This window comes from Dickeya chrysanthemi NCPPB 402 (genome assembly GCF_000406105.1).
Classification (GTDB): Bacteria; Pseudomonadota; Gammaproteobacteria; order Enterobacterales; family Enterobacteriaceae; genus Dickeya; species Dickeya chrysanthemi.
In genome coordinates this window covers 4,268,919-4,289,804 of record NZ_CM001974.1, presented here as the reverse complement: position 1 = coordinate 4,289,804, position 20,886 = coordinate 4,268,919, and the positions used below count along the sequence as shown (strand labels likewise).

The 20,886-nt window shown below is 56.8% G+C and carries 17 protein-coding genes; 7 read left to right on the top strand and 10 right to left on the bottom strand.

Going from position 1 to position 20,886, the window contains the following annotated elements:
* Nucleotides 1-21: 21 nt before the first annotated feature.
* The 10 genes from dusB to acuI all read right to left on the bottom strand — a co-directional run bounded on the left by dusB (nt 22) and on the right by acuI (nt 9,668).
* Nucleotides 22-987 carry a tRNA dihydrouridine synthase DusB gene (gene dusB, locus DCH402_RS18975; RefSeq protein ID WP_040002831.1) on the bottom strand — a complete coding sequence of 322 codons (966 nt, stop codon included), beginning with the start codon at nt 985-987 and terminating at the stop codon, nt 22-24.
* Between the two features lie 332 nt (nt 988-1,319).
* Nucleotides 1,320-2,207 (bottom strand): 50S ribosomal protein L11 methyltransferase, encoded by an 888-nt coding sequence (gene prmA, locus DCH402_RS18965; protein WP_040002828.1) that lies wholly within the window; start codon nt 2,205-2,207, stop codon nt 1,320-1,322.
* Between the two features lie 14 nt (nt 2,208-2,221).
* On the bottom strand, nt 2,222-3,673 hold the full coding sequence (gene panF / locus DCH402_RS18960; RefSeq protein WP_040002826.1) for a sodium/pantothenate symporter: 1,452 nt from the start codon (nt 3,671-3,673) through the stop codon (nt 2,222-2,224).
* The gene (locus DCH402_RS18955; RefSeq protein ID WP_040002825.1) at nt 3,663-3,905 is read right to left on the bottom strand and encodes a YhdT family protein; all 243 of its coding nucleotides are present in this window, start codon (nt 3,903-3,905) and stop codon (nt 3,663-3,665) included. The genes panF and DCH402_RS18955 overlap by 11 nt, the downstream gene beginning before the upstream one ends.
* Before the next feature lie 375 nt (nt 3,906-4,280).
* Nucleotides 4,281-5,624: an acetyl-CoA carboxylase biotin carboxylase subunit gene (accC, locus tag DCH402_RS18950; protein ID WP_038900061.1), complete on the bottom strand. Its 1,344-nt coding sequence runs from the start codon at nt 5,622-5,624 to the stop codon at nt 4,281-4,283.
* Nucleotides 5,625-5,635: 11 nt separating this feature from the next.
* A complete protein-coding gene (gene accB, locus DCH402_RS18945) occupies nt 5,636-6,100 on the bottom strand; it encodes an acetyl-CoA carboxylase biotin carboxyl carrier protein (protein WP_033577514.1) in 465 nt (154 codons plus the stop codon).
* 35 nt (nt 6,101-6,135) lie between these two features.
* A complete protein-coding gene (aroQ, locus tag DCH402_RS18940; protein ID WP_040002822.1) occupies nt 6,136-6,588 on the bottom strand; it encodes a type II 3-dehydroquinate dehydratase in 453 nt (150 codons plus the stop codon).
* Between the two features lie 239 nt (nt 6,589-6,827).
* Nucleotides 6,828-7,427 carry a protein-methionine-sulfoxide reductase heme-binding subunit MsrQ gene (gene msrQ, locus DCH402_RS18935; protein ID WP_040002821.1) on the bottom strand — a complete coding sequence of 200 codons (600 nt, stop codon included), beginning with the start codon at nt 7,425-7,427 and terminating at the stop codon, nt 6,828-6,830.
* A gap of 67 nt (nt 7,428-7,494) precedes the next feature.
* Nucleotides 7,495-8,496, bottom strand: coding sequence for a protein-methionine-sulfoxide reductase catalytic subunit MsrP (gene msrP, locus DCH402_RS18930; protein ID WP_040002820.1), 1,002 nt, complete (start codon nt 8,494-8,496; stop codon nt 7,495-7,497).
* 185 nt (nt 8,497-8,681) lie between these two features.
* Nucleotides 8,682-9,668, bottom strand: coding sequence for an acrylyl-CoA reductase (NADPH) (acuI, locus tag DCH402_RS18925; RefSeq protein WP_040002818.1), 987 nt, complete (start codon nt 9,666-9,668; stop codon nt 8,682-8,684).
* 152 nt (nt 9,669-9,820) lie between these two features.
* Between acuI and csrD the strand changes: the two genes are divergently transcribed.
* The 7 genes from csrD to yhdP all read left to right on the top strand — a co-directional run bounded on the left by csrD (nt 9,821) and on the right by yhdP (nt 20,886).
* Nucleotides 9,821-11,767, top strand: a complete 1,947-nt coding sequence (gene csrD / locus DCH402_RS18920; RefSeq protein WP_040002816.1) for an RNase E specificity factor CsrD — start codon at nt 9,821-9,823, stop codon at nt 11,765-11,767.
* A 314-nt stretch (nt 11,768-12,081) separates the two neighbouring features.
* Nucleotides 12,082-13,125 carry a rod shape-determining protein MreB gene (gene mreB / locus DCH402_RS18915; protein ID WP_012883014.1) on the top strand — a complete coding sequence of 348 codons (1,044 nt, stop codon included), beginning with the start codon at nt 12,082-12,084 and terminating at the stop codon, nt 13,123-13,125.
* A gap of 101 nt (nt 13,126-13,226) precedes the next feature.
* Complete coding sequence (gene mreC, locus DCH402_RS18910) at nt 13,227-14,378, top strand: rod shape-determining protein MreC (RefSeq protein WP_040002814.1); 1,152 nt, start codon at nt 13,227-13,229, stop codon at nt 14,376-14,378.
* Entirely contained in the window at nt 14,375-14,863 is a 489-nt protein-coding gene (mreD, locus tag DCH402_RS18905; RefSeq protein WP_040002813.1) for a rod shape-determining protein MreD, read from the top strand. The genes mreC and mreD overlap by 4 nt, the downstream gene beginning before the upstream one ends.
* Before the next feature lie 24 nt (nt 14,864-14,887).
* Nucleotides 14,888-15,481: a Maf family protein gene (locus DCH402_RS18900; protein WP_040002812.1), complete on the top strand. Its 594-nt coding sequence runs from the start codon at nt 14,888-14,890 to the stop codon at nt 15,479-15,481.
* Complete coding sequence (gene rng, locus DCH402_RS18895) at nt 15,471-16,940, top strand: ribonuclease G (RefSeq protein ID WP_040002810.1); 1,470 nt, start codon at nt 15,471-15,473, stop codon at nt 16,938-16,940. Before DCH402_RS18900 ends, rng begins: the two co-directional genes overlap by 11 nt.
* Before the next feature lie 109 nt (nt 16,941-17,049).
* A complete protein-coding gene (gene yhdP / locus DCH402_RS18890) occupies nt 17,050-20,886 on the top strand; it encodes an AsmA2 domain-containing protein YhdP (RefSeq protein ID WP_040003745.1) in 3,837 nt (1,278 codons plus the stop codon).

Below are 20,886 nucleotides of genomic sequence, written 5' to 3'. Positions count from 1 at the left end.
TTCTGTCAGCTCTTTTTCTGTTTACGCAAGATTTTCAAAATATGCCTTCAACGCCTCCAGCTGTTCGCTGGCGTCCTCTATGGCGTTGAATGTGCGCCTAAACTGGTCGTTTGGGGCGTGCTCCTGGAGATACCAGGACACGTGCTTACGTGCTATACGAAATCCCTTGCCTGGACCATAAAAGTCGTGCAATTCCCGTATATGCCCGATCAACAAGCGCTTGACCTCTGCCAGTGGCAGGGGCGGCAGCAACTCCCCTGTGTCCAGATAATGCTGGATTTCCCGAAAGATCCAGGGTCTTCCCTGAGCGGCTCGTCCTATCATCAAGGCATCAGCCCCGGTGTAATCAAGAACCGCTCTGGCTTTGCGCGGGTCAGTAATGTCGCCATTCGCAATGATGGGAATGGAAACACTCTGCTTAACTGTCCGAATGCTGTCGTATTCCGCCTCGCCATTGAACAGACACGCACGCGTGCGTCCATGAACGGTCAGCGCCTGAATACCACAATCTTCAGCCAATTGGGCAATCTCTACACAGTTACGGTGCTCCGGCGCCCAGCCGGTACGGATTTTTAGCGTCACCGGTACGTCTACCGCTTTCACCACCGCCGTCAGGATCTGTTTCACCAACTCCGGGTACTGCAACAGCGCCGAACCGGCCATCTTGCGGTTAACCTTTTTGGCCGGACATCCCATGTTGATGTCAATGACCTGCGCGCCGTTTTCCGCGTTGATTCTGGCGGCTTCCGCCATCTCATCCGGATCGCCGCCGGCTATCTGTACCGCCCGGATACCGGGCTCATCGCTATGTACCATGCGCAAGCGCGACTTGTCCGAACGCCACACTTCCGGATTGGAAGAGAGCATCTCGGAAACCGTCATTCCAGCACCCATCGCGTAACAGAGAGCCCGGAAAGGGCGATCGCTTACGCCCGCCATCGGGGCGGCAATCAAACGATTGGGAAGCTGAAATTGTCCAATGCGCATAGACAAAGAGTGACCATACTGTGCCTGCAAGGGCGCGTATATTACGCATTTTTTACGCGATAGGAAAGGCCAAACTTTGAGCAATTGAGCGGAACAGATCAAGGAAATGCTGCATTGCTTCTGCGCGGTTTTTATTTTCCCTTTGTTTACAGAGTGTTATTCCTACGCTGCCGATTTTGTGTACATGCCGGGGAAATTAAACATCCGCCTGAATATGCTGTTTCACCGCATAGAAATAGTGATTGATGGTAACAGTAGTCGGTTTGCCCAACGAAATATCGGCGTGGATCACCGGCCGAAACGGCGATGTTTCGGCTGGTGAAGGTAACGGATCACGCTGGTTTACGGATACCGGTAATACGGCACCACTCTTCTTTTTCCGCCACCGGGTCGAGCTGGAATCGCTCTGCATAGGCTTGCGCTACACTCTGCGCCTGTGAAGCCAGAATGCCGGACAGGCCGAGATGGCCGCCGGTTTTCGGCAGCACGCTGATCAGCGGCGCCAGCTCGCGCAGCGGGCCGGCCAGAATATTGGCTACTACCACATCGGCAGACAGATCGTTTGGCTGATCCTTCGGCAGATACAGATCCAGACGTTCAGACACGCCGTTACGCTGGGCATTATCGCGACTGGCCTGGATCGCTTGCGGATCGATATCGATACCGATGGCGCGGGCGGCGCCGAGTTTCAGGGCGGCGATCGCCAGAATGCCGGAGCCGCAGCCGAAATCGATGACGGTTTTGCCGTCCAGATCCAACCCGTCGAGCCATTGCAGGCACAGCGAGGTGGTGGGGTGGGTGCCGGTGCCGAATGCCAGGCCGGGGTCCAGCATCACGTTGACCGCGTTCGGGTCCGGTACGTCACGCCAGCTTGGGCAAATCCACAGCCGCTTGCCGAACTGCATCGGATGGAAGTTTTCCATCCATTCCCGCTCCCAGTCTTTGTCTTCCAACTGCTCGATTTTGTGTTGGAAACCGGCGCCGAGCAGCGGTTCCTGCTCCAGTATGGCAACGACCTCGGCCATATCGGTTTCGGCGTCGTACAGGCCGATGACATCGGTATCGCCCCACAGGCGGGTTTCGCCCGGCAGGGGTTCGAACACCGGCGTGTCATGCGTGTCCTGAAACGTGACCGAGACGGCGCCGCTTTCAGACAGCGCATCGCCCAGTTGCTCCGCATGTGCGCCGGACGTATTGATTTTCAGTTGAATCCACGGCATAGCAGCCTCTGACCTCAAAGTGATGAAGATGCGGTAACCGCAGGCGCGGGTTGACGCCCAACGCGATTACCCAGAATAAACGCCACCAGGCTTAACAGCAGCGATGGCACAATCGGATGAAAGCCGGCCAGTTGGAGATTGAAGCTGGCGAGCAGTGTATAGCTGACGGCGCCGCTGAACATCGAACTCAGCGCGCCGGCGGCGTTGGCGCGTTCCCAATAGAGGCCGAGTACCAATGGCCACAGGAACACCGCTTCCAGCCCGCCGAACGCCAGCAGATTCAGCCAGATAATCATTTCCGGCGGCCGCCATGACGCCAGCAGCACCAGCAGGCCGAGCATCAGGGTGGTAAAACTGGATAAATGCCGGATATAGCGCTCATCGCTTATTTTCTGAGGATAGACGCTCAGGTAAAGATCTTTCACGATCGTGGCGGAAGCCTGAAGTAAATGGGCGTTAATGTTCGACATGATGGCGGCAGTCGGTGCGGCCAGGAAGATCCCGGCGGCCAGTGGCGGCAGCACGGTGAGCATCAGTTCCGGCAACACCTGGTCCGGAATGGTCAGGTTAGGCAGAATGGCGCGCCCTAGCGCCCCGGCCAGATGCATACCCAGCATCAGCACGCTGATGACAATCGTCCCGATCAAGATGCCGCGGTGCAGCGCTTTGCTGTCACGGTAGGAAATGCAGCGCACGGCGGTATTGGGCAGGCCGATCACACCGAAACACACCAGTACCCAGAATGAGGCCATGAACGGTGCGGACAGGATCTGATTGCTGCCGTGCGGATCGACCAGCGCCGGGTTGATCTGCGCCAGTTTGTCGACGGCGGACGATAGCCCGCCTGCTGCGTAGATAACGCCTGCCAGCAGCAGCACGGTGCCGATCAGCATCACGATGCCTTGCAGCGCATCGTTCAGTACGCTGGCGCGAAAGCCGCCGAATGCGGTATAGAGCAAGATGGTAATACCGAAAATCAGCAGTCCGACGTTATAAGGCACATGCGCCACGGTTTCCAGCAACCGGGCTCCGCCGATGAACTGCACCGCCATTGCGCCGATAAACGCCACCAGCAAGCTCAGGCTGGCAAACCACACCAGCAAACGGCTGCCGTAGCGGGCGTACAACATGTCATTGAGGGTAATAGCGTTGTAACGGCGCGCCAGAATCGCGAATTTCTTACCGAGGATGCTGAGCGACAACAGCATCGTCGGCACCTGAATCATCGACAACAGTACCCAGCCCAGCCCGTATTTATAGGCAGCGCCGGGGCCGCCTATAAACGAGCTGGCGCTGACATACGTGCCGATTAACGTCATAGCCAGCACAAAGCCGCCCATCGAGCGATTGCCGATAAAGTACTCGGTGAGAAAATTACCTTGTTGGCGACGCCGCCAGGCATAGACCGACAGACCAAACACCAGTAACAGATAAGCAATCAGCGGCAGGATGACATCACTCTGCATCGTGATTCTCCAGTGAAATATCGCGGAAGATGACGCGCACCATCAGCCAGCACAAGCCGACGAACAGCAGCGGCAGTAAAAGACAGGCCAGTTCGAACCAGTGTGGCAAACCGGTCAGGCCGGGACGGTTGTCGGGTAGATAGGCAAAGAGCACCCAGGCCACCAGATAGGCCAGCGTCAACATCAGTGACCAGCGGGCTTCGCGGTGAGCCTGTAGAAAGCGTTTATCCATGATTTCCCCCTAAATCCAGCAGGAATCAGTGTGTATATCCGTCATACTTCAAGTTGCAGGTGCGTTGGCTTTATTACTCGGCCCATCCCTGGGCCTCGCCCTTTTAGGGCCGCAGCAAGCTGCGTTCAAATCTGCTCCCGGCAGATTTGTCGCTCACCCCAGTCACTTACTTGAGTAAGCTCCTGGGGATTCGCTGCGTTGCCGCCTTCCTGCAACTCGAATTATTTTGGGTTATAGATGACACAAAACAGGGGATTTTACGGCATGCCAGCCAATTGCCCAGCGAAAAATCGAGATATCGCACCAGAAAGCGGCGAATAGCGCAGAAATAAAAACGGGCCGGCATGGGCCGGCCCGTTTCATCGGTGCGGAAGATTACTGCAGGCCGAGTTTCTTCTCCAGATAGTGGATGTTGGTGCCACCATGCTGGAAGTTTTCGTCGGACATGATGCGCATCTGCAATTCCACGTTGGTCTTGATGCCATCAATGATCAGCTCAGCCAACGCATTCTTCATGCGAGAAATGGCGATGTCGCGGCTTTCGCCGTAGGTGATAAGCTTGCCTATCATGGAATCGTAATGCGGCGGTACGGTATAACCGGCATAAATGTGCGATTCCCAGCGAACGCCAAAACCGCCTGGCGCGTGGAAGCGGGTGATCTTGCCTGGGCTCGGCAGGAAGGTGTTCGGGTCTTCGGCGTTGATACGGCATTCCACCGCGTGACCGCGTACTTTCACTTCTTCCTGCTTGATGGACAGCGGCTGACCGGCAGCGATACGCAGCTGTTCTTTGATCAGGTCAACACCAGTGATCATCTCGGTTACCGGGTGTTCTACCTGAATACGGGTGTTCATTTCGATGAAATAGAACTCGCCATTCTCGAACAGGAATTCGAACGTGCCCGCACCGCGGTAGTTGATGTCTACGCACGCTTTGGCGCAACGTTCACCGATGTAACGCCGCAGATCGGCGGTGATGCCCGGTGCCGGCGCTTCTTCCACCACTTTCTGATGACGGCGCTGCATGGAACAGTCACGCTCCGCCAGATAAATGGCGTTGCCCTGACCGTCGGCTAATACCTGGATTTCCACATGGCGTGGGTTTTCCAGATATTTTTCCATGTAGACCATATCGTTGTTGAACGCCGCTTTGGCTTCTGCGCGGGTCATCGCGATGGATTGTTCCAGCTCTTTTTCGCTACGTACGACGCGCATACCGCGACCGCCGCCGCCGCCGGAAGCTTTGATAATGACCGGATAACCGATGCGCTTGCCGATGGCGCGGTTCTTATCCATGTCGTCGCCCAACGGGCCGTCAGAACCGGGTACGCAGGGAACGCCGGCTTTCTTCATGGCGCTGATGGCAGACACTTTGTCGCCCATCAGGCGGATGGTGTCGGCGCGCGGACCGATGAAGATAAAACCGGAACGCTCTACCTGCTCGGCGAAGTCGGCGTTTTCAGACAGGAAACCGTAACCGGGGTGGATGGCCACTGCACCGGTGATTTCCGCTGCTGCGATGATCGCCGGGATATTCAGATAGCTTTTTGGCGACGGAGCCGGACCGATACACACGGTTTCGTCCGCCAGCAATACGTGTTTCAGGTCGCGGTCCGCCGTGGAGTGCACCGCGACGGTTTTGATGCCCAGCTCTTTGCAGGCACGCAAAATGCGCAACGCAATCTCACCGCGGTTGGCGATGACAATTTTATCTAGCATGGTAAGCCTCGTTATTCGATGACAACCAGTGGCTCGTCAAACTCGACCGGCTGGCCGCTTTCAACCAGAATGGCTTTCACCACGCCTGCTTTGTCCGCTTCGATCTGGTTCATCATTTTCATTGCTTCAACGATGCACAGGGTATCACCCACTTTCACCTGCTGGCCGACTTCCACGAAAGGTTTGGCATCCGGGCTTGGCGTGCGATAGAACGTACCGACCATCGGCGAACGCACCACATGACCGCTGATGGCGGCCGGAGCGGCGGCTTCAGCAGCAGCGGCTGGCGCTGCCGCCGGTGCGGCGGCCGGAGCGAACTGCGGCATCGGCGCGTAAGCCTGTTGCATCATCGGATAACTGCCCGGTGCCGGAGTACGACTGATGCGTACCGACTCTTCGCCTTCGGAGATTTCCAGTTCGGCGATGCCGGATTCTTCAACCAGTTCGATCAGCTTCTTGATTTTACGAATATCCATGAATGTGGTTCCGTACTCTTGTTAATTGGAAACGATTAATTGGACGTAGACAGGCGTTTGACTGCCGTCTGTAAACCATAATGGTATCCATCTGCGCCCAGACCGCAGATCACCCCAGCCGACACATCAGACAGGTAGGAGTGGTGACGGAAGGGCTCACGTGCGTACACGTTACTCAGGTGGATTTCGATAAACGGGATGGAGACCGCCAACAGAGCATCCCGCAACGCCACACTGGTGTGGGTAAACGCTGCCGGGTTAATCAGAATGAAATCGGTATTTCCTCTGGCCTGATGGATTCGGTCAATCAGCTCATGTTCTGCATTCGACTGCAGGTGGGAAAGCCGCACGTTCAGCGCTGCCGCATCTTGTTCCAGCCGGCTCACGATCTCCGCCAGCGTCGTATGGCCGTATTTCTCCGGCTCACGGGTTCCCAGCAGATTCAGGTTTGGACCGTTAAGGAGCAAAATGTGAAACTTGTCTGCCATTGTGCTGCTATCTCCCTCGATTGGCTCAGTGGCGCACAACATAACGCGAAGCTATCCGTTTGTCACCCTTTGCGGAGCGAAAATGTCCCTTTTCATCCGCGCGGTTTGAACATTATAGCCATATCGTAGCAGTTAGCAGCCAAATACTGGTCTTATCTGCGGAGTTACCCGCGGCGTTATTGACAAAGTTTTACGAAATCTTGCTGAAAAATCCGTTCGGCGCGTGTCGAAATGGCGGATTAACGACGCCATCGACGCAGCTTCTGGTAGCGAAAAAGCAGCAATATGACGGCAACTAAAGCGTAAATGATCGGCAATGGCGACAGCGATTTTACCGACCACAGGTAATGAACCGGCGCGAAGATCGCGACCAGATAAATCAGATTGTGCAGTGTTTGCCAGCCTGACCCCAGTTTTCGCTGCGCGGACTGCGTAGAGGTGAATGTCAGCGCCAGCAGTATCAGCCAACTTACCATCCCGAGTGTCAGGTAAGGACGCAGGAGAATCTCTTTTCCCAGCAAATCGAGGTGATTAACCCCCAACTCGAGCAAGGTATAACTGAGCAGGTGCAGGCTGGCCCAGGCAAAACACCACAGACCCAGTAATCGTCGGCAGCGAATCAGTAACGGTTGTTTGCCGTAGCGCGCCAGCGGCGTCACCATCAGTGTCGCCAGCAGCAGCTTCAGCGCCATTCTGCCGGTAAAATGCTGGATATCTTTGGCCGGATCGGCGCTGAACTCGCCCTGATTAACGGCGAACACCAGCCAAATCAACGGCAGGAACGCTGCCAGATGAAGCACGACTTTCAGGGCGATGATGTGTCGGGAGGTCAGACGCATACCGTCATGTTCCTATCTATATAGGGATGAACGCCCGCAACGCGGCGGGAGTCATAGGTTGAGTCGATTAAAAGTTAGCCCGTAAATCCAGCCCCTGATACAACGACGCCACCTGATCGGCGTAACCGTTGAACAATAACGTCGGCTGACGCTGGACGTTCAGTAGCCCACCGGCACCGATGACCCGTTCGCTGGCTTGCGACCAGCGAGGATGATCGACATTAGGGTTCACATTGGCGTAGAACCCGTACTCATTAGGCGCGGTCAGGTTCCAGGTGGAGGGCGGCTGTTGTCGCGTCAGGGTGATATGCACGATGGATTTGATGTTCTTGAAACCGTATTTCCACGGCGTGACCAGCCGTATCGGCGCGCCGTTTTGCGGCGGCAAGGTCTTGCCGTAAACACCGACCGCCAGTAAGGCCAGCGGGTGCATGGCTTCATCCAGACGCAGCCCTTCGACATAGGGGTAATCGAGGCCGCCGCCGATAAAACCGTCTTTCTGGCCGGGCATTTGCGCCGGGTCATACAGGGTCTGGAAAGCGACGTAACGCGCATTACCGGTCGGTTCGGCCAGTTTTATCAATTGCGCCAGTTCGAACCCGACCCATGGCACCACCATCGACCAGGCTTCGACGCAGCGAAAGCGATAGATGCGTTCTTCCAGCGGGAAACGGCGCCGAATGTCGTCGATGTCCAGCGTGATGGGGTTGGCGACTTCACCGTCAATCCGCACCTTCCAGCCTTCGGTCTTGAGGCCACCCGCGTTAGCGGCAGGGTCGGCTTTATCCAGACCAAATTCATAGAAATTGTTATAGCCGGTGACTTTGTCTTCCGGCGTTAACGCCAGATCAGGGTGCCACTGCGGCGGCTGACTGTACGTCAGCGGTTTGCCGGGTGGGGCTAGAGGGGCCGGCTTTCCCTTGAACCAGTTGAGCAGGTCGGCGCGGGCGCCGGACGGCAGGCTCAGTGTGGCGGCGGTAAGACCCAGCGCCTTGAGAACGGTGCGGCGCTGATGGAACAGTGATTCCGGCGTCACGTCGGCGTCGGTTAGTTTGCGATGTCTGGACATGGTGAACTCCCGCTTTTGATTATTGGTGTCAGGCTGGGGGATTCGGGTTGAATACACGCTTTGGTCTTGATGGCGTTGTCATCAGTATGCGGTGAAATAATGTGCCGGGGAATCGTTCTTTTTTTACCGGGTGTTACCAAAAAGATGGAGGAACAGGTCGTTATCGACCTGTTCTGACGGAGGTATCAATCTGCGGTGCCGATGCGTACCAGCGTACGGCCGGTCACCCGGTTTTCCAGCAGTGCGGCGGCGGCGGCGGGAACCTGCTCCAGCGTAATTTCCTGTGCGACCTGTTCATAGAAAGCGGAAGGCAGCAGTGCCGCCAGGCGATGCCAGGCTTCCTCACGCCGGGCGCGCGGCGTCATCACCGAATCCACGCCTTGCAGGCGTACGTTGCGCAGGATAAATGGCATTACCGTGGTTGGCAGAGCGACGCCGCCCGCCAGCCCACAAGCGGCGACGGTCGCGCCGTAATGCATTTGGGCCAGCAGCGTCGCCAGTACCTGATCGCCCACTGTGTCGATAGCGCCTGCCCAGCGTTGTTTTTCCAGCGGACGACCGGCAGCGGCAAATTCCCGGCGATCCAGCACCTGATGAGCGCCAAGTTGTTGCAAATAGGCGCTGTTATCCGCCCGGCCGCTGACAGCCGTTACCTGATACCCCAGCGCGTGTAAGAGTGCAATGGCGGTACTGCCGACGCCGCCGCTGGCGCCGCTAACGACCACCTCGCCGCTTGCAGGCGTCACGCCGCCTTCTTCCAGCGCCATCACGCACAGCATGGCGGTAAACCCGGCGGTACCGATGATCATCGCCTGACGTGGCGTCAACCCTTGCGGCAACGGCACCAGCCAGTCAGCCCGGACTCGCGCCTGTTCCGCCAGTCCGCCCCAATGAGTTTCACCCACGCCCCATCCGGTCAGCACCACGGGCTGCCCGGTCTTGAAGTCGGGGTGGTCGCTATGGCGCACGGTGCCGGCGAAATCGATGCCCGGCACCATCGGAAATTGACGAATGATTTTTCCTTTGCCGGTGATGGCTAGTGCATCTTTATAGTTGATACCGGACCAATTCACATCGACAGTGACATCGCCATCAGGTAATTGTGATGGTTCGATGGTGTTGATGTCGGCCACAGTCCGGTTATCTTGTTGCCCGAGTACTAATGCGCGCATAAAAATCTTCCTTATCGGGGACAAAAATAGAGGTAAATCATTTAAGGACTATATTTGTAACAGGTAGTATGCGAACTGATAAATCGCAAAGAACACACAAAGTATCTCATGAAAGCATTTTTCAATTCTTTGATACGGAGTTAGGCGCAGGGATGGGGTTGACTGCCAGAATATCAATCGTAATGACGTTGCTGACGACATTGGCCGTGGTGCTGATGTTGGTCAGCAGCATTTTCAGTTTTGTGTGTTACAGCCAGCAACGGATGGAGCATCAGCTCAGGGCTGTGGCGGCGAGTATCGATCAGGCGCTGTTGGTACAGCCGCCCGACAATATCCAGTTCTGGTTGCCGGCGGTGATGAAAGCCGCCGGCATTGTGGAACTGGAAATCCGCGATAATCATGAACGCCTCTTTTTATTACGTTTGCCGGAAATGTTGTCCGATGCGGATGAACGGGCGCTGTTTTATCGTCACACCGCGTTGTCGCTGCTGCATCACACTGATGTGCGGGTCAATGTCACCTATGCCGACCCGTTTTTTGGCGTACCGCGCTATCTCAAGGCCATGTTTTCGATGGTACTGGCGATACTGATGAGCGCTGTCGGCGTTTTTCATGGCGTGCGTTGGCTGCGGCGTCAGATGGCAGGCCAGGAACAACTGGAGAAACGGGCCCGACGGATTTTAGCGGGCGAACGCGATACCGTAATGCATGGTTCGGTACACGAATGGCCGGCCATGGCCAGCGGTGCTCTTGATCAGTTGCTGCTGGATCTGGTCGAGGCGCGTGAGGCTCGTAGTCGGGTGGACACCCTCATTCGCTCATTCGCGGCCCAGGATGCGCAAACCGGTCTGAATAATCGGCTGTTTTTCGAAAATCAGCTCGCCACACAATTGGAAGACCCGGAAGACGTCGGCACGCATGGCGTGGTGATGATGATCCGCCTGCCGGACTTCGACACCTTGCAGGAAACGCATGGCTACGGCGGTGTGCTTGAAGAATATCGCAATACGCTGATCAGCCTGTTGTCTACGTTTGTCCTGCGCTATCCCTCTGCGCTGTTGGCACGTTACTACCACAGTGATTTTACGGTGCTTTTGCCGCATCGGACGCTGAAAGAAGCGGACAGTATCGCCAGTCAACTGGTGAAAGCCATCGACATTCTGCCAATGACGCCGCTCATCGATCGGGAAGATATTCTGCACATCGGTATTTGCGCGTATCACAGCGGGCAGACCACCGAACAGGTGATGGAAAGCGTGGAAGACGCCACCCGTAACGCGGTATTGCAGGGCGGTAACGGCTGGTGCGTTTATGACCGGCGGGTGCCGGAGAAAGGGCGAGGCAGCGTCAAATGGCGCACATTGCTGGAACACACCCTGTTGCGCGGCGGGCCGCGCTTGTATCAGAAACCGGCGATTACCTGCGATGGCGAGGTGCACCATCGGGAAATGTTTAGCCGAATTTATGATGGCACCCAGGAGTTGCTGGAGGCGGAGTACATGCCGCTGGTGCGTCAGCTCGGCCTGACTTCCGGTTATGACCGCCAGTTGATCAATCGGGTGATCGCTCTCACCGTCAGTTGGCAGGATTCGGTGCTGGCTTTCCCCATCACGGTGGATTCGCTGCTGCAACGGCCGTTCCTGCGCTGGCTGCGTGAAACACTGCTCCAGTGTCCGAAAAAACAGCGCCAGCGATTGTTGTTTGAGCTTGCAGAGGCCGATGTGTGTCAATATATCGGCCGTTTGCGTCCGATTCTGGCCATGATTACCGGCTTAGGTTGTCGGCTGGCGGTGACGCAGGCCGGGCTGACGCTGGTCAGCACCGCCTATATCAAGTCGCTGCATGTGGAGGTGATCAAACTCCACCCGGGATTGGTGCGTAGTCTGGATAAGCGGCCGGAGAATCAGCTGTTTGTCAGCAGCCTGACCGAAGCCTGCAAGGGCACGCACGCTCAGGTGTTCGCCTCGGGCGTGCGGACGCGTGAAGAATGGCAGACATTGCTGGACAAAGGCGTTTGCGGCGGGCAGGGGGATCTGTTCGCCGCCTCCGAGCCGGTAAGCAACACGCTGAAAAAATATTCACCGCGCACGTATGTTTGATGTCAAAATCCAAACAAACTAGCGTAGAATACCGGCGCCATGGCGTAGCTGACCGGTTTGCTGAACGGTATGGCGCGCACGAAAATGTTAGATTTTATGTCGGTGGTTCGCGCAATTTTCGGGGACAACTCGCAACAATCCCTGTCGCTGCCAGAAGGGTAGCCGTTCTGCAGGCATTCATTGTCATGGTAATTTGCGCAAACATCATTTTTTCACCGTAGCAGAGCCGGTTAGCGCCTTGTCGCTGTTGCGTGTGGTTGGTACAGTAAGCGGATTTCATTTCCGCCCCCAGCTTGCAGGATTATCCTTTAGTTATGTTTAAGAAATTTCGTGGCATGTTTTCCAACGACTTGTCCATCGACCTGGGTACCGCCAATACCCTGATTTACGTAAAAGGACAAGGCATTGTACTGAATGAGCCTTCCGTGGTGGCTATTCGCCAGGATCGTGCCGGTTCCCCGAAAAGCGTGGCCGCCGTGGGTCATGAAGCCAAACAGATGTTGGGCCGTACGCCGGGTAATATCGCTGCCATTCGCCCGATGAAAGACGGCGTGATCGCCGACTTCTTCGTCACTGAAAAAATGTTGCAGCATTTTATCAAACAGGTACACAGCAACAGCTTTATGCGCCCGAGTCCGCGTGTGCTGGTGTGTGTGCCGGTAGGCGCGACCCAGGTTGAACGCCGTGCTATCCGTGAGTCTGCTCAGGGTGCCGGCGCCCGCGAAGTGTTCCTGATCGAGGAACCGATGGCCGCTGCGATCGGCGCCGGCCTGCCGGTATCTGAAGCAACCGGCTCCATGGTGGTGGATATCGGTGGTGGTACGACCGAAGTGGCGGTGATTTCGCTGAACGGCGTGGTGTACTCCTCTTCCGTACGTATCGGCGGCGACCGTTTTGACGAAGCCATCATCAACTATGTGCGTCGTAACTATGGCTCGCTGATCGGTGAAGCGACCGCCGAGCGTATCAAACATGAAATCGGTTCTGCCTACCCGGGCGACGAAGTGCGCGAAATCGAAGTGCGCGGTCGTAATCTGGCGGAGGGTGTGCCGCGTGGTTTCAATCTCAATTCCAATGAGATTCTGGAAGCGTTGCAGGAACCGCTGACCGGTATCGTCAGCGCCGTGATGGTGGCACTAGAGCAGTGCCCGCCGGAACTGGCGTCCGATATTTCTGAGCGCGGCATGGTGTTGACCGGCGGTGGCGCACTGCTGCGCAACCTTGATCGCCTGCTGATGGAAGAAACCGGTATTCCGGTTGTGGTGGCCGAAGATCCGTTGACTTGCGTAGCACGTGGCGGCGGTAAAGCGTTGGAAATGATCGACATGCATGGCGGCGATTTGTTCAGCGAAGAATAATCCAGCCAGAACAAAGAGGGGGACCGATCGCATGGATGAAAATCTGTTGGATTCATCCCGCGTGGTAGCCCCCTTTTTATTGTCGAGGAATACGCAATTTTATGAAGCCGATTTTTAGCCGGGGCCCCTCCCTGCAACTGCGCCTTTTTCTTGCTGTCATTACCGCAATTGTCATTATTTTTGCCGACAGTCGGCTCGGTACGTTCGTCAAAATCAGAACGTACATGGATACCGCCGTCAGCCCTTTCTATTTTCTGGCGAATGGCCCGCGCGCCATGCTGGATAACCTGTCCGCCAATCTGACCTCCCGCGAGCAACTGGAACGGGAAAATACCGCTTTGCGTCAGGAACTGTTGTTGAAAAACAGCGATCTGTTGCTGTTGGGGCAATTCCGTCAGGAAAACGCCCGTCTGCGTGAACTGCTGGGCTCGCCGTTGCGTCAGGAAGAGCAGAAGATGGTCACACAGGTGCTGTCCTCCGGGTCCGACCCGTACAGCGATCAAGTGGTGATCGACAAAGGCAACGTCAACGGCGTGTACGAAGGACAACCGGTCATCAGCGATAAAGGCGTGGTGGGGCAGGTTGTCGCGGTGGGGCAGTTTACCAGCCGTGTGCTGTTGATTTGCGATGCCTCTCATGCGCTGCCGATTCAGGTGCTGCGTAACGACATCCGCGTGATTGCCGCCGGTAACGGCTGCACCGAAGATTTACAACTGGAGCACTTGCCTAACAATACGGATATCCGGGTCGGCGATGTGCTGGTTACGTCCGGTCTGGGCGGGCGTTTCCCTGAAGGGTATCCGGTGGCGGTCGTCTCGTCGGTGAAAGTGGATACCCAGCGCGCCTACACCGTTATTCAGGCTCGCCCTACCGCCGAGCTGCAGCGTTTGCGCTATCTGCTGTTGATGTGGGGTGTGGACAGTAATTCCCGTACTGCGTTACCGCAGGACGAGGTACATCGGGTGGCGAATGAGCGCCTGATGCAAATGATGCCGCACGTACTGCCGTCGCCGGAGGAAATGGGCCCGCCTGCTCCGGCCTCGGCCAATACCTCGTCGCCTGATTTTGTCGGCCCGCCGGCACCGCCGGCTAAAGCGGCTCCGGTAAAAGCCACACCGCCGAAAACGAACGGTGCGGCGCAGTCTAAGCCTGCCAATACGGCGCCGCCTCGCAATACGACATCGCCGGCTGTGAATCAGACGGCGCCATCACCGCAGGGAACGTCACCCGCAGCGCCGGGAGGTAGCCGATGAACAGCTATCACCGACACGGTCACTGGATTATCTGGCTCTCTTTTTTGGTGGCGATGGTGCTGCAAATCATGCCCTGGCCGGATAAGCTTTATATGTATCGTCCTTCCTGGCTGACCTTGATCCTGATTTATTGGGTGATGGCGCTGCCGCACCGGGTTAATGTCGGCACCGGGTTTGTGTTGGGGATGATCACCGACCTGATTCTCGGTTCTACGCTGGGGGTTCGGGCGTTGGGGCTGAGTATTGTCGCCTATCTGGTGGCGTTCAAATTCCAGTTGTTCCGTAACATGGCGTTGTGGCAGCAGGCGCTGGTCGTCATGTTGCTGTCGCTGGTATTGGATTTACTGGTGTTTTGGGCCGAGTTCCTGGTGATCAATGTCTCTTTACGACCGGAAATTTTCTGGAATAGTGTTGTCGACGGCGTGCTATGGCCGTGGCTGTTCCTGCTGATGCGCAAGATTCGCCGTCAGTTTGCCGTTCAATAACAAGAACATGATGAGAGAAATGTGATGACCGATCTGTATCTGGCGTCAGCGTCGCCCCGCCGTCGTGAACTGTTAACCCTGCTGGAGCTGTCGTTCGATGTCGTGAAGATTGACGTCGCGGAACAGCGTCAGCCGGGCGAATCGCCGGAGCAGTATGTCAGCCGTCTGGCGCACGACAAAGCGTCGGCCGGCGTCGCGGCGGCACCGATGGATCTGCCGGTGCTGGGGGCGGATACCATTGTCGTGTTGAACGGCCAGGTACTGGAAAAACCGCGCGATGAAGACGATGCCGTTCGCATTCTTCGCGCATTGTCGGGCCACCGCCATCAGGTGATGACGGCGGTGACGCTGGCCGACCGCCGCGAGAGCGTATCGACACGAGTGGTGACCGAGGTGCAGTTCCGACCCCTTTCCGATGATGATATTACAGCGTATATCGCCAGCGGCGAGCCGATGGATAAAGCGGGCGCTTACGGCATTCAGGGAAAAGGCGGATGTTTCGTTAAATCGATTTTCGGGAGTTATCATGCCGTGGTAGGGTTGCCATTGGTGGAAACGCTTGAATTGTTCACACATTTTTCTGCACAGCGTAAAGAACGAGGAACCCATGACCGCTGAATTGCTGGTAAATATTACCCCTTCAGAGACGCGTGTTGCCTATATCGACGGCGGCATTTTGCAGGAAATTCATATTGAACGTGAAGCCCGGCGCGGGATTGTCGGCAATATCTATAAAGGCCGCGTCAGCCGTGTGCTGCCGGGAATGCAGGCGGCGTTCGTTGATATCGGCCTGGACAAGGCGGCGTTTCTGCACGCGTCCGATATCATGCCGCATACCGAGTGCGTGGCGGGCGACGAGCAGAAAAACTTTCATGTGCGCGATATCGCCGAGCTGGTGCGTCAGGGTCAGGATTTGATGGTGCAGGTGGTGAAAGACCCGCTTGGCACCAAGGGCGCACGTCTGACCACCGATATCACGCTGCCGTCGCGTTATCTGGTTTTCATGCCCGGAGCCTCGCACGTCGGGGTTTCTCAACGTATTGAAAGCGAGGCCGAGCGTGAGCGCCTGAAAAAAACGGTGGCCGACTATTGCGACGAGCAAGGCGGCTTCATCATCCGTACCGCGGCCGAAGGCGTGGGAGAGGAAGAGCTGGCGCAGGACGCCGCTTTTCTTAAGCGCTTATGGACCAAGGTGATGGAGCGCAAAAAGCGCAACCAGACCAAGTGCAAACTGTATGGCGAGTTGGCGCTGGCGCACCGTATTTTGCGGGATTTTGCCGACGCGTCGCTGGATCGCATTCGCGTTGATTCGAAGCTGACTTACGACTCCCTGCTGGAGTTCACCGCCGAATACATCCCTGAAATGACCAGTAAGCTGGAGCATTACAGCGGCAAACAGCCGATTTTCGACCTGTACGACGTGGAAAACGAAATTCAGCGGGCGCTGGATCGCAAAGTTGAACTGAAATCCGGCGGCTATCTGATTATCGACCAGACGGAAGCGATGACCACCATCGATATCAACACCGGTGCGTTTGTCGGCCATCGTAATCTGGACGAAACCATTTTTAATACCAACATCGAAGCGACGCAGGCGATTGCCCGTCAGCTGCGTTTGCGCAATCTGGGCGGCATCATCATCATCGATTTCATCGATATGGCGAATGAGGATCACCGCCGTCGCGTACTGCATTCGTTGGAACAGGCGTTAAGCAAAGATCGGGTCAAAACCGGCATCAGCGGCTTCTCTCAATTGGGACTGGTGGAGATGACGCGCAAGCGTACCCGTGAGAGCATAGAACACGTGTTATGCAGCGAGTGCCCAACCTGTCACGGCCGCGGGTCGGTGAAAACCGTGGAAACCGTGTGCTATGAAATCATGCGTGAAATCGTGCGAGTACACCACGCTTATGACTCCGATCGTTTCCTGGTCTACGCATCGCCGGCGGTGGGCGAAGCATTGAAAAGCGACGAGTCGCACGCGCTGGCGGAAGTGGAGATTTTCGTCGGCAAGCAGGTTAAGGTGCAGATCGAACCGCTGTACAGTCAGGAACAGTTTGATGTGGTCATGATGTAACGTCATGCCGCCCGTCGCCGGATGTCGGCCGGCGGGCTTTCTCTGTTAAGGTTTTCGCTCGTCGCCGGTGACGAACAATGAGGAGACAGGTGTGAGGCGACTGCCCGGCATAAAGCGATTGCCCGGAATAGCAGCAGCGACGTGTGCCATTTTGGTTGTGCTGGCCGCGTTGCTGGTCAGCGGCCTGAGAATGGTGCTGCCGACGCTGGATACTTTCCGGCCACAGATCGTGGCCTGGGCGCAGTCCGTTACCGGCCTGCCGATGGAGGTGGATAGCCTCAGCGGCAGTTGGGAAACGTTTGGGCCGACGCTGGATATCACCAACCTGCGTATTCATCACCCGGATGCCGAGTGGCAATCCGAGCGCATTTCAGTAGCGCTGGATGTCTGGCAGTCGTTGCTGCATCTGAAGTGGAAGTTCCGCGATCTTACGTTTTATCACCTGCAATTAGACATCAAAAAGCCGATCGACCCCGAAAGGCAGCGTACCCGCAGTTGGGAGCCGGATCAGTTCGGCTCGCTGTTCCTGCGTCAGTTCGATCACTTCGATCTGCGTAATAGCCGCATCCGTTTTCTGACCCCATCGGGCACCCAGGCCGAATTGCACGTTCCCCAGTTGACTTGGTTAAACAGCAAAAATCGGCACCGGGCGGAAGGACAAATTAGCCTGTCGAGTTTTACCGGTCAGCACGGCGTGGTGCAGTTGCGTATGGATTTACGTGATGAACAAGGCTGGCTGAATAACGGCATGGTGTATTTGCAGGCCGACAATATCGACATGAAACCGTGGCTGGGCCGCTGGATCCGCAGCAACACCGGGCTTGAGAGCGCCAGGTTCAGCCTGGCGGCCTGGTTGCAGGTGCGGGAAGGCGATATGTACGGCGGCGATCTGCTGCTCAGTCAGGGCGATGCCAGTTGGCGCGACGGCGCGACGTTGCACCGGCTGGGCGTTAACGGCATGACGCTGCACGCCAGCCGTTATCAAAACGGCTGGCAATTGGATGTACCGTCGCTGAATTTGTCCACCGACGGCGTCGACTGGCCGAAAGGACAATTGTCTGCCCTGTGGTTGCCGGCGGATACCCAACTGTTGGGGCCGGACCGTCCGGCCGAGCTACGCATTCGCGGCCGTCACCTGGCGTTGGAACGGCTGGGGCCGCTGCTGCCGTTGCTCAGCACCACCACGCCGGAACTAAAAACCCGTTGGCAGGCATTGCAGCCGCAAGGGCAACTGACCACGCTGGCGCTGGATATCCCCTTGCAGCAGCCGGATCTGACCCGTTTTCAGGTGAACTGGCAGGATGTCGGCTGGCAAAACTGGCAACGGCTGCCGGGCGCTAATCATGTATCCGGCGAGGCAACCGGTAGCCTGACGCGCGGGCGGACGCGGGTAAATCTGGCGCAGAGTACGTTGCCGTATCAGGACATGTTCCGTGCGCCGCTGGATATTCGTCAGGCCGACGCCACGCTGGAGTGGCGCAATAGTGCGCAGGGTTGGGAACTGTGGGGGCAAGGGCTGGATGTGCGCTCCCGTTCGTTGTGGGCCAACGGTGATTTCCGCTATCGTCATCCTGTTCAGGGGGAACCCCGGCTGGATATTCTGGCCGGGATTCGGCTCGGCGATGCCGCCGACGCCTGGCGTTACTATCCTGAACCCTTTATGGGCAAAAATCTGGTGGATTATCTGACCGGCGCCATCAAGTCGGGCCAGGTGGATAATGCCACGCTGGTGTTTGCCGGTAACCCGGCTCAGTTCCCGTTCGAGCATCAGGAAGGACAATTTCAGGTCTGGGTGCCGCTGGAGAAATCTCGCTTTGAGTTCCAGCCCGGCTGGCCGGCGCTGGATAACCTGGATATTACGCTGAATTTCCTTAACAACGGCCTGTGGATGCTGGCGCCGCAGGTGATGCTGGGCGATGCTGAAGGGCGCAATATCAATGCGGTGATCCCAGATTACAGCAAAGAGAAGCTGCTGATCGATGGCGACATCAGCGGTAGCGGCAAAGAAGTGAGCGATTACTTCGATCAAACGCCGATGAAAAACTCGATCGGCGGTGCGCTCAGACAGATCCAGATTGGCGGAGAGGTTCAGGGTAATCTGCATCTGGATATCCCGCTCAATGGTGGGATGGTAAAAGCCAGCGGCGATGTGGCGCTGAATAATAATTCTTTGTTTATCAAACCATTGGATGCCTCACTCCAGGCGGTCAGCGGACAATTTCACTACGATAACGGCAACCTCGCCAGCCAAACGTTGCAGGCGCGTTGGCTGGAACAGCCCCTCACGTTCAATTTCTCGACTCAGGAACAGGAAAACGCGTTTCTGGTTGATGTGGGGTTGCAGGGAAGCTGGGCCGTATCCCGTTTGCCGTGGCTACCTAAACCCGTTGCGGCGGCGTTGAAGGGCAATGCCGGCTGGCAGAGTTCAGTGCAGGTGACGCTGCCTCACCGTGGATCATCCAGCTATGAAGTGAACTTCCAGGGTGATTTGAAGGAAGTAAGCAGTTACTTACCTTCACCGTTAAATAAGGCGGGCGGCGCGGCGTTGGGACTTCAGGCTAATGCCAAAGGCGATGTACGCGGTTTCACGCTGAGCGGCACGTTAGGGAAAAAACAGTCTTTCAACAGTCAATGGCTGCTTAAAGAGAGCAAAGTGATACTGGCGCGGGCGGCCTGGCAGGACGGCACGAAACTTCCGCCTCTGCCGGATGATTCGTCGCTGACGTTGGCGTTGCCGCCGCTGGACGGCGAACGCTGGCTGGCGTTGCTGCCCGGCGTTCGACACACGGTAACCGAGCAGACGGCGGCCAGCCGTTTCCAATGGCCGGACCGGGTAACGCTGATGACGCCGGAACTGAAGGTGCTGGGTCAACAGTGGCATGATCTGATGTTTACCAGCCGTACCCAGAACGGCGGCCGTGAAATCACGGTGGCCGGCCGGGAGATCGATGGCCGTTTGTTGATCCCCGCCGTCGGACAATGGCGTAGCGATGTTCGCTATCTGTATTACAATCCGCAGTGGCAAGGCGATGATGCGACCAACCCGGCGGCGCTGGCAGAGAAAAAGTCGCCGCTCAACGATCCGAGTATTCGCTTTGAAGACTGGCCGGCGTTGCAGTTTGATTGCCGGGAATGCTGGTTGATGGGGCAAAACATCGGTCAGGTGAAGGGGGCGCTGCAACCCGAGCCGAATAAGCTGGTGCTGGCCAATGGGGTGGTCGATAGCGGTAAAGCGAAACTCACGCTGGACGGCAGCTGGCAGGAGAGCGGCGAAGGCACTCGTACGGCGATAAAAGGCCAGTTGTCGGGCAACAGCCTGAGCGACAACGCCGACTGGCTGGGCCTGGCGACGCCGTTGCGTGCCGGTGCGTTTAAGATTGATTATGACTTGTACTGGCGCGGTTCGCCGTGGTCGCCGCATATTCCAAGCCTGAGCGGCATTTTGAAAACCGATATCGGCAAAGGTGAAATCGTTAACGTCGGCACCGGCCAGGCCGGGCAATTATTGCGTCTGGTGAGTTTCGATGCGCTGCTGCGTAAGCTACAGTTTGATTTCAGCGATACGTTCGGCAAAGGCTTTTACTTTGATTCGGTTCGCAGTACGGCGTGGATAAAAGACGGGGTGTTGCACACCGATAATTTGCTGGTGGACGGCCTGGAAGCGGATATCGCTATGAAGGGCGATGTTGACCTGGTAAAACGCGACGTTTCGATGGAAGCGGTCGTCGCGCCGGAAATTTCCGCAACGGTCGGCGTAGCCACCGCCTTTGCGGTGAACCCGGTTATCGGGGCGGCGGTGTTTGCCGCCAGTAAGGTGTTGGGCCCGCTGTGGAGTAAAATTTCCCTGATTCGTTACCATATTTCCGGTAGTGTGGATCAACCAAAGATTCAGGAAGTAGTGCGTGAACCGCAAAAAGCCAATGCCGCCGGTGCGGCAGGCCAGTAA